The organism is Pseudomonas sp. SZ40 (genome assembly GCF_052958135.1).
On the sequence record NZ_JBQWIF010000004.1, the window covers coordinates 216,478 to 226,027 of the forward strand.

At 63.4% G+C, this 9,550-nt stretch carries 9 protein-coding genes; 4 read left to right on the forward strand and 5 right to left on the reverse strand.

Features of this window, described 5'->3' with window-relative positions; genetic code table 11:
• Positions 1-5: 5 nt before the first annotated feature.
• The 5 genes from rng to mreB form a co-directional block, all read right to left on the reverse strand.
• Complete coding sequence (gene rng / locus ACT9T4_RS06055) at positions 6-1,463, reverse strand: ribonuclease G (RefSeq protein ID WP_042554795.1); 1,458 nt, start codon at positions 1,461-1,463, stop codon at positions 6-8.
• Between the two features lie 96 nt (positions 1,464-1,559).
• Complete coding sequence (locus ACT9T4_RS06060; RefSeq protein ID WP_499116063.1) at positions 1,560-2,141, reverse strand: Maf family protein; 582 nt, start codon at positions 2,139-2,141, stop codon at positions 1,560-1,562.
• 34 nt (positions 2,142-2,175) lie between these two features.
• Positions 2,176-2,664, reverse strand: a complete 489-nt coding sequence (mreD, locus tag ACT9T4_RS06065) for a rod shape-determining protein MreD (RefSeq protein WP_042554793.1) — start codon at positions 2,662-2,664, stop codon at positions 2,176-2,178.
• Positions 2,661-3,596 (reverse strand): rod shape-determining protein MreC, encoded by a 936-nt coding sequence (gene mreC, locus ACT9T4_RS06070; protein ID WP_042554792.1) that lies wholly within the window; start codon positions 3,594-3,596, stop codon positions 2,661-2,663. The genes mreD and mreC overlap by 4 nt, the downstream gene beginning before the upstream one ends.
• 285 nt (positions 3,597-3,881) lie before the next feature.
• Positions 3,882-4,919: a rod shape-determining protein MreB gene (gene mreB / locus ACT9T4_RS06075; protein WP_042554791.1), complete on the reverse strand. Its 1,038-nt coding sequence runs from the start codon at positions 4,917-4,919 to the stop codon at positions 3,882-3,884.
• A 326-nt stretch (positions 4,920-5,245) separates the two neighbouring features.
• Here mreB and gatC point away from each other — a divergent pair, with 326 nt between their 5' ends.
• The 4 genes from gatC (at position 5,246) to ACT9T4_RS06095 (ending at position 8,901) form a co-directional block, all read left to right on the forward strand.
• Positions 5,246-5,533 (forward strand): Asp-tRNA(Asn)/Glu-tRNA(Gln) amidotransferase subunit GatC, encoded by a 288-nt coding sequence (gatC, locus tag ACT9T4_RS06080; RefSeq protein WP_042554790.1) that lies wholly within the window; start codon positions 5,246-5,248, stop codon positions 5,531-5,533.
• A 15-nt stretch (positions 5,534-5,548) separates the two neighbouring features.
• Positions 5,549-7,000 (forward strand): Asp-tRNA(Asn)/Glu-tRNA(Gln) amidotransferase subunit GatA, encoded by a 1,452-nt coding sequence (gatA, locus tag ACT9T4_RS06085; protein WP_042554789.1) that lies wholly within the window; start codon positions 5,549-5,551, stop codon positions 6,998-7,000.
• A 14-nt stretch (positions 7,001-7,014) separates the two neighbouring features.
• Positions 7,015-8,463, forward strand: coding sequence for an Asp-tRNA(Asn)/Glu-tRNA(Gln) amidotransferase subunit GatB (gene gatB, locus ACT9T4_RS06090; protein ID WP_042554788.1), 1,449 nt, complete (start codon positions 7,015-7,017; stop codon positions 8,461-8,463).
• Positions 8,464-8,529: 66 nt separating this feature from the next.
• The gene (locus tag ACT9T4_RS06095; protein ID WP_042554787.1) at positions 8,530-8,901 is read left to right on the forward strand and encodes a septal ring lytic transglycosylase RlpA family protein; all 372 of its coding nucleotides are present in this window, start codon (positions 8,530-8,532) and stop codon (positions 8,899-8,901) included.
• The last annotated feature ends 649 nt before the right edge of the window (positions 8,902-9,550 follow it).

A 9,550-nucleotide genomic window follows, 5' to 3' on the forward strand; every position in this document is an offset into this window, starting at 1 on the left:
CCCCGTTATAGCAGCACCACATCGTATTGTTCCTGGGAGTACATGGTTTCGACCTGGAACTTGATGGTTCGTCCAATGAATGCTTCGAGGTCGGCGACGTTGCCCGACTCCTCGTCGAGCAGGCGGTCGACCACCTTCTGGTTGGCCAGCACGCGATAGCCTTCTGGCTGGTAGGCGCGGGCCTCGCGAAGGATCTCGCGGAAGATCTCGTAACAGGTGGTTTCCGCCGTCTTCAGTTTGCCGCGGCCCTGACAGTGACTGCACGGCTCGCACAGCACCTGCTCGAGGCTCTCCCGGGTGCGCTTGCGGGTCATCTGTACCAGGCCGAGCTCGGTAATGCCGATGATGTTGGTCTTGGCGTGATCTCGCTCCAGCTGCTTTTCCAGGGTGCGCAGCACCTGGCGCTGATGCTCTTCGTCCTCCATGTCGATGAAGTCGATGATGATGATCCCGCCCAGGTTGCGCAGGCGCAGTTGCCGGGCGATGGCGGTGGCCGCCTCGAGGTTGGTCTTGAAAATGGTTTCTTCGAGCGTGCGATGGCCGACGAAGGCGCCGGTATTCACGTCGATGGTGCTCATCGCCTCGGCCGGGTCGATGATCAGATAGCCACCGGACTTGAGCGGCACCTTGCGCTCCAGTGCCTTCTGGATCTCGTCTTCGATGCCATGCAGGTCGAAGATCGGCCGCTCGCCCGGATAATGTTCCAGGCGATCGGAGATCTCCGGCATCAGCTCGGCAACGAACCCGGTGATCTTCTGGAAGGTTTCCCGGGAGTCGACGCGAATCTTCTCGGTACGCGGGCCGACCAGGTCGCGCAGGGTGCGCAGGGCCAGACTGAGGTCTTCGTAGATCACCGAGGGGGTCGGCGCACTCTTCATCTGCTCGCCGATCTGCGCCCACAGGCGGCGCAGGTAACGGATGTCCACGAGGATCTCTTCGGCACGCGCGCCGTCGGCGGCAGTGCGCAGGATGAAGCCACCGGCCTCGGCGATGCCTTCGGCGGCCACGCAGTCGGCGACCACCTGCTTGAGGCGCTCGCGCTCGGATTCGTCTTCGATCTTCAGGGAAATGCCCACGTGACTGGTGCGCGGCATGTACACCAGATAGCGCGAGGGAATGGACAACTGCGTGGTCAGCCGTGCGCCCTTGCTGCCGATGGGGTCCTTGGTGACCTGCACCGTCAGGCTCTGGCCCTCGTGCACCAGCGCGCTGATGGTTTCCACCGCGCTGCCTTCACGGCTGGAAATTTCCGAGGCGTGAATGAACGCCGCCCGCTCCAGGCCGATATCGACGAAGGCTGCCTGCATGCCGGGTAGCACGCGCACGACCTTGCCCTTGTAGATGTTGCCGACGATGCCGCGACGCTGGGTGCGCTCGACGTGCACTTCCTGCAGGACACCGTTTTCCACCACCGCCACGCGCGACTCCATCGGCGTGATGTTGATCAGAATCTCTTCACTCATGCGCCCATCTCTGCTTGAGATGAAGCTGAAAGCAGCGGCAGACTCAGTCGAGCCCGGCCCATCGCGGCCTGCAACCTCTGGGTTATGCGCTGGCAGTCATTGCCAGCACGGAATCGCGAATTCCGCGAGCAGTTCGGCAGTCTCGCACAACGGCAGGCCGACCACCGCTGAATAACTGCCCTGCATCTGGCTGACGAAGACCGCAGCCAACCCTTGAATACCATAACTGCCTGCCTTGTCGCGCGGCTCACCGGTGGCCCAATACGCTTCGATCTGTGTCTGCTCGAGCGCTTTGAAGCGTACGCTGCTGGTCACCACCCGTGCGCTGCTGCGCTCGTCGCTGATCAGCGCGACGGCGGTGAGCACCTGATGCTCACGGCCGGACAAGGCGGTCAGCGTGGCCACCGCATCGTGACGGTCGAGAGGCTTGCCGAGGATGCGCCCATCGAGCACCACTGCGGTATCGGAACCCAGTACCACCGCACCCTCACGCTCGGGCAGGCTATCGAGCACCGCCGCCGCCTTGGCCCGTGCCAGGCGCTCGACGTAGGCCGCCGGCGCCTCGCCAGGCTGCGGCGTTTCATCGATGGGCACGATCCGGGTGGTGAAGGTAACGCCGATCTGCGTCAGCAGCTCACTGCGGCGCGGTGAAGCGGAAGCCAGGTAAAGCGTTGCCATGCAGACGTCTCACAAGCAGGCGCCGCAGCGCGTTTCAGTTGACACCCAGACGACGATGCACGGCACGCAGCAGGGTACAGACCCACGGCCAGAGCAGGGCACTGACCAGCGCGGGCAGTATGAACACCAGAATCGGCGGCCGGTTGCCGGTCAATGCGTTGAGCCACAACTGCACCAGTTGCGCCACGCCGAACACCACCAGCAGCACCATGCTCTGCTGCCACATGGGGAACATGCGCAAACGCTGATGCAGGCTCAGCACCATGAACGTGGTCAACGTGAGGATCAGCGCGTTCTGCCCCAGCAGGGTGCCGTTGAGCACGTCAGCCAGCAGACCGACGCACCAGGCGCTGGTCATGCCGACACGGTGCGGTACGGCGAGCACCCAGTAGGTGAGAAACAGCGCCAGCCAAAGCGGCCGACCGATCTCCATGAAGCGCGGCAGGGTGGATACGCTGAGCAGCAGCGCAAGCCCCATGCTGGCCCAGATCACCCAGAGATTGTTCGAGCGAGCAGCGATCATTGGCTGGCCTCCTCACCGTTGGCAGGCGCCGGGCTTGGTTCATCGGCAGGCGGCGTGATGGCCTCGGACGGCATTTCGCCTTCGAGCGCCTTGCGGTCGACCTCTTCCTGGGCTTCGGCCGACTCGGTAGCGCGCTGTTCCGGCGTTCGCGGGTCGGTGAACACCAGCAGCATGTAACGGGTGCGATTGAGGTTGGCGGTCGGCACGGCACGGACAATGGCGAAGGGTTGGCCGGAGTCATGCACCACCTCGGTCACCGTCGCCACCGGGTAACCGGCCGGGAAGCGCTGCCCCAGGCCGGAACTGACCAGCAGATCGCCCTCGCGGATATCCGCGGTATCGGCGACATGACGCAGCTCCAGGCGCTCCGGGTTGCCGGTGCCGGTGGCGATGGCGCGCAGGCCGTTGCGGTTGACCTGCACCGGAATGCTATGGGTGGTATCGGTGAGCAGCAGGACGCGAGAGGTGTACGGCATGACCTCGACCACCTGGCCCATCAGCCCGCGGGCATCGAGCACCGGCTGACCAAGCACGACACCATCCTTCTCGCCCTTGTCGATGAGAATGCGGTGAGTGAAGGGGTTGGGGTCGATACCGATCAGTTCAGTGGCCAGCACCTCGTCATCGACCAGGGCAGACGAATTGAGCAGTTCGCGCAGGCGCACGTTCTGCTCGGTCAAGGCGGCCAGCTTCTGCAGGCGACGCTGCATCATCAATTGCTCGGCCTTGAGCTTCTCGTTCTCGGCCGCCAGCTCGTTGCGCGAGCTGAGCTCCTGGGTCGCGCTTTCCCACAGGGTCACCGGGAAACGCCCCAGCCAGTACACCGGCTCGACGATCAGGCCAATCTGGCTGCGTACCGACTGCAGAACGGTCAGGCGAGCATCGACGACCATCAACGCAGACGACAGCACGGCGAACACCAACAGGCGGATACCGAGCGAAGGACCTTTGGCGAATAGCGGCTTTATGACGATTACCTCGCAGCTAGGGTCTGTTGACGTTTCAGCGCAAGCCGCGTTGCTACCTGGGCACGGACAGCAGCCGATCAGGCTCAGAACGCAGGGAATGGACTAGCCGTCCGTGGTTTTCCCTTGCCAGGTGCTCCGGCAACGCATGGCAGGATACCGCGCTCCCGGAAACATCGCGCCGAAACATCGACGACTGATTTCCGGGAGCTGCATGCGGCGTCCTGACTGCTGCAGCGAAAGGCGTGCGCCTTATTCGGTGGACAACAGATCCATGGTGTGGCGATCCATCATTTCCAGCGCCTTGCCGCCGCCACGGGCGACGCAGGTCAGCGGGTCTTCGGCGACGATCACCGGCAGGCCGGTTTCCTGGGACAGCAGTTTGTCCAGGTCGCGCAGCAGCGCACCGCCACCGGTCAGCACCAGGCCGCGCTCGGCGATATCCGAAGCCAGCTCTGGAGGCGATTGCTCCAGGGCGCTCTTGACCGCCTGAACGATGGTCGCCAGAGATTCCTGCAGCGCCTCGAGCACCTCGTTGGAATTGAGGGTAAAGCTGCGCGGCACGCCCTCGGCCAGGTTGCGACCACGTACGTCGACTTCGCGCAGTTCGCCACCCGGGTAGGCGGTACCGATTTCCTGCTTGATGCGCTCGGCGGTGGACTCGCCGATCAGGCTGCCGTAGTTGCGGCGTACGTAGGTGATGATGGCTTCGTCGAAACGGTCGCCACCGACCCGTACGGATTCGGCGTAAACCACGCCGTTCAGGGAGATCAGCGCGATTTCGGTGGTACCGCCACCGATATCGACGACCATCGAACCACGGGCTTCTTCGACCGGCAGGCCGGCACCGATGGCAGCGGCCATCGGCTCTTCGATCAGGAACACTTCGCGAGCGCCGGCACCCAGCGCGGATTCACGGATAGCACGGCGCTCGACCTGGGTCGATTTGCACGGCACGCAGATCAGCACGCGCGGCGAAGGCTGCAGGAAGCTGTTCTCGTGAACCTTGTTGATGAAGTACTGAAGCATCTTTTCGCAGACGCTGAAGTCGGCGATCACACCGTCCTTCATCGGACGGATGGCGGCGATATTGCCTGGCGTACGACCAAGCATGCGCTTGGCGTCGGTGCCGACGGCTACAACACTTTTCTGATTGCCATGGGTACGGATGGCGACGACCGACGGCTCGTTCAGGACGATGCCGCGCTCGCGAACATAAATAAGGGTATTGGCAGTGCCCAGGTCAATCGACAGATCGCTGGAAAACATGCCACGCAGTTTTTTGAACATGGGATAGGGACCCTAGGCAACGCGTGGGTAAAGATACAGCGCAAGAAAACACGCAGGTAAAAAAGTGCGGCAAACTCTAACAACGGCAGGGATTTTGAGCAAGGCACCAATATGTTAGATTGCCTGTTTTTCCGCGGCTTTGAGGCATCTTCGACACTGGCGGCGACAGCGGCGAAACCCTGTCATGCGCTACCAGGCTCGCCCCAAGCCACATATCGCCGCCTTTGACCGCCGGCCAGACGCATCCGTTCCCTGCCCCCCGTGCATGGCAACCGCTCATATTTTCACTGGCAGCCCTCTGGTGGCTGCCTTTATAGGAGAACCCGATGGCGCTTGAACGCTCCGAGGTGGAAAAGATCGCACACCTGGCCCGACTGGGCCTGAGTGAAGGCGAACTGCCACACACCACCGCAACCCTGAACAACATTCTCGGCCTGATCGACAGCATGCAGGCGGTCGATACCGACGGCATCGAGCCTCTGGCGCATCCGCTGGAGACCACTCAGCGCCTGCGCGCCGACGCCGTTACCGAAGCGAACCAGCGCGACGCCTATCAGGCCATCGCCCCAGCCGTGGAAAGCGGCCTGTATCTGGTTCCCAAAGTCATCGAGTAAGGAAAGCGCCCTGCCATGCATCAAATGACCCTGGCCGAGATCGCTCGCGCACTCGCCGACAAGCAGTTCTCATCCACCGAGCTGACCCAGAGCCTGCTGACGCGTATCGAACAGCTCGATCCGCAGCTCAACAGCTTCATCACCGTGACCGCCGACCTCGCCCTCGAGCAGGCCAAGGCCGCCGATCAGCGCCGCGCCGCTGGTGAAAACAATTCGCTCCTCGGCGCGCCGATCGCCCACAAGGACCTGTTCTGCACCAAGGGCGTGCTGACCAGCTGTGGCTCGAAGATCCTCACCGGCTTCAAGGCCCCCTACGATGCCACCGTGGTCGAGAAGCTCGCCGCCGCAGGGACCGTGAGCCTGGGCAAGCTGAACATGGACGAGTTCGCCATGGGCTCGGCCAACGAATCCAGCCACTATGGCCCGGTCAAGAACCCCTGGGATCTGACCCGCGTACCTGGCGGCTCGTCGGGTGGCTCGGCCGCCGCGGTGGCTGCACGCCTGCTGCCCGCTGCCACCGGCACCGACACCGGCGGCTCGATCCGCCAGCCGGCCGCGCTGACCAACCTGACCGGCATCAAGCCGACCTACGGTCGCGTTTCGCGCTGGGGCATGATCGCCTACGCCTCGAGCCTCGACCAGGGCGGCCCGCTGGCCCGCACCGCCGAAGACTGCGCCCTGCTGCTCGGCGCCATCGCCGGTTTCGACCCGAAGGATTCGACCAGTGTCGATCAGCCGGTGGATGATTACCTGGCCACCCTCGCCCAGCCCCTGAGCGGCCTGCGCATCGGTCTGCCGAAGGAATACTTCGGCGCCGGCCTCGACGCCCGCATCGGCGAGAAGATCCTGGCCGTGGTCGAGGCGCTGAAAAAGCTCGGCGCCACCGTCAAGGACATCAGTCTGCCGAACCTGCAGCACGCCATTGCGGCCTATTACGTGATCGCTCCGGCGGAAGCCAGCTCCAACCTGTCGCGTTTCGACGGCGTGCGCTTCGGCTACCGCTGCGAAAACCCGAAGGACCTGCAAGACCTGTACAAGCGCTCCCGCGAAGAGGGCTTCGGCGCAGAAGTGAAACGCCGCATCATGGTCGGCACCTACGCGCTGTCCGCTGGCTACTACGACGCCTACTACCTCAAGGCGCAGAAGATCCGCCGCCTGATCAAGAACGACTTCGTCGCCGCCTTCAAGGACGTCGACGTGATCCTTGGCCCGACCACGCCGAACCTGGCCTGGAAACTGGGCGAGAAGAACGCGGATCCGGTGTCGGCCTACCTGGAAGACATCTACACCATCACCGCCAACCTCGCCGGGATCCCGGGCCTGTCGATGCCTGCGGGCTTCGTCGACGGTCTGCCGGTCGGCGTGCAGTTGCTCGGCAACTACTTCCAGGAGGGCCGCCTGCTGAACGTCGCACATCAGTACCAGCAGGTCAGCGACTGGCACAAACAAGCACCGAGCGGCTTCTGAGGAAGGATCAAGATATGCAATGGGAAACAGTGATCGGGCTCGAGATCCACGCTCAGCTCAGCACTCAATCGAAGATTTTCTCGGCCAGCGCCACCACCTTCGGCGCCGAGCCCAATACCCAGGCCAGCCTGGTCGACCTCGGCATGCCCGGCACCCTGCCGGTGCTCAACGCCGAAGCCGTGCGCATGGCCTGCCAGTTCGGCCTGGCCATCGACGCCGAGATCGCCGAGCGTAACGTCTTCGCCCGCAAGAACTACTTCTACCCGGACCTGCCGAAGGGCTACCAGACCAGCCAGATGGACCACCCCATCGTCGGCAAGGGCTTCCTCGACATCACCCTGGAAGACGGTACCGTCAAGCGCATCGGCATCACCCGCGCGCACCTGGAAGAAGATGCCGGCAAAAGCCTGCACGAAGACTTCCAGGGCATGAGCGGCATCGACCTCAACCGTGCCGGCACACCGCTGCTGGAAATCGTCTCAGAACCGGACATCCGCTCCGCCAAGGAAGCGGTGGCCTACGTCAAGGCGATCCACGCCCTGGTGCGCTACCTCGGCATCTGCGACGGCAACATGGCCGAAGGTTCGCTGCGCTGCGACTGCAACGTGTCGGTACGCCCGAAAGGCCAGGCCGAGTTCGGCACCCGTCGCGAGATTAAAAACGTCAACTCTTTCAAATTTATTGAGCGCGCGATCAATACCGAGATCGAGTGGCAGATCGACGAAATAGAGTCTGGCAACAAAATCGTGCAGGAAACCGTTCTGTATGACGTAGCAGCCAACAAAACCAAGTCCATGCGCAGCAAGGAAGAAGCCAACGACTACCGTTACTTCCCCTGCCCTGACCTGCTGCCGGTGGTGATCGAGCAGAGCTTCCTCGACGACCTGCGCGGCAAGCTGCCCGAGCTGCCGCCGCAAAAACGCGAGCGCTTCGAAAGCCAATATGCGCTGTCCACTTACGACGCCAGCGTATTGAGCGCCAGCCGTGAGCTGGCCGACTACTTCGAAGCCGTCGAGAAAACCTGTGGCGATGCCAAGCTGGCGGCCAACTGGGTGATGGGCGAGCTGTCCAGCCTGCTCAACAAGGACAACCTGGAGATCGATCAATCGCCGGTTTCCGCCGAGCAGCTGGGCGGCATGATCCTGCGCATCAAGGACAACACCATCAGCGGCAAGATCGCCAAGATGGTCTTCGAAGCCCTGGCCGCTGGTGAAGGCGCAACGGCGGATGAGGTGATCGAGAAGAAAGGCCTCAAGCAGGTCACTGACTCCGGCGCCATCGAAAAGATGCTCGACGAGGTGCTGGCCGCCAATGCCGAGCAGGTCGAACAGTACCGCGCCAGCGACGAAGCCAAGCGCGGCAAGATGTTCGGCTTCTTCGTCGGTCAGGCCATGAAAGCCTCCAAGGGCAAGGCCAACCCGGGGCAAGTGAACGAACTGCTGAAGAAAAAGCTCGAAGGCTGAGCGATTTGAAAACGCCGGGGTTGCCCGGCGTTTTTGTGTCTGCCGTATGGGAAATGGAGAAGAGCAATGCGTCGATTATCGGTTCTGCTGGTGCTGTTCAGCCTGCTCGCCGGCTGTAGCAGCTTTGGAGGCGGTGTACCCGGTGACTACCGCGCTGACGGCAAGGCCTCGTATTACGGCAAGGCGCACCACGGCAACAGGACCGCCAGCGGCGAACGCTTCGACCAGAACGCCATGACCGCCGCCCATCGCACGCTGCCCTTCGGCACCCGGGTCAGGGTCACCAACCTCAACAACGACCGCAGCGTGGTGGTGCGCATCAACGACCGCGGCCCTTTCTCGCGTGGGCGCATCATCGATGTGTCTAGAAAGGCGGCGGAGTCGCTGGACATGATCCGCTCCGGCGTAGTGCCGGTCAGGGTTGAAAGCCTCAAGTGAAAACAGCCGCCACGGGCTCCGCAGGCTCGTCGCCCGCGGCGCGAACGGTTGCGGCCATGCCGTGATTTCCCCCCGGCCTGCGGGGTCGCGGCTACAGGATCGCGTGGGCCCTCAGATCCGTGGGAGCCCCGACCTCGGGGCGAATCGATAGCAGCCATCCTGCAGAAACGGCGGCATGGCCGCCATTCGCCGCGGGGTCGCGGCTCCTACGCTAATGCGGCACTTCACGCCGACCGTAGGAGCGTCGACCACGGCGCGAAAACGATTGCGGCCACTCCGCAACACTCCAGCGCTACCACCATTCGCCGCGGGGTCGCGGCCCCCACACGAATGCGGCATTTCCGCCGATCGTAGGAGCGTCGCCCCCGGCGCGAAGGCGATTGCGGCCACTCCGCAACACTCCAGCGCTACCATCATTCGCCGCGAGGTCGCGGCTCCTACGCTAATGCGGCATTTTCGCCGACCGTAGGAGCGTCGCCCCCGGCGCGAAAATGATTGCGGCCACGCCGCAAGACCGCAGCGCTACCACCATTCGCCGCGAGGTCGCGGCACCCACACGAATGCGGCATTTCCGCCGACCGTAGGAGCGTCGACCACGGCGCGAAAACGATTGCGGCCACTCCGCAACACTCCAGCGCTACCACCATTC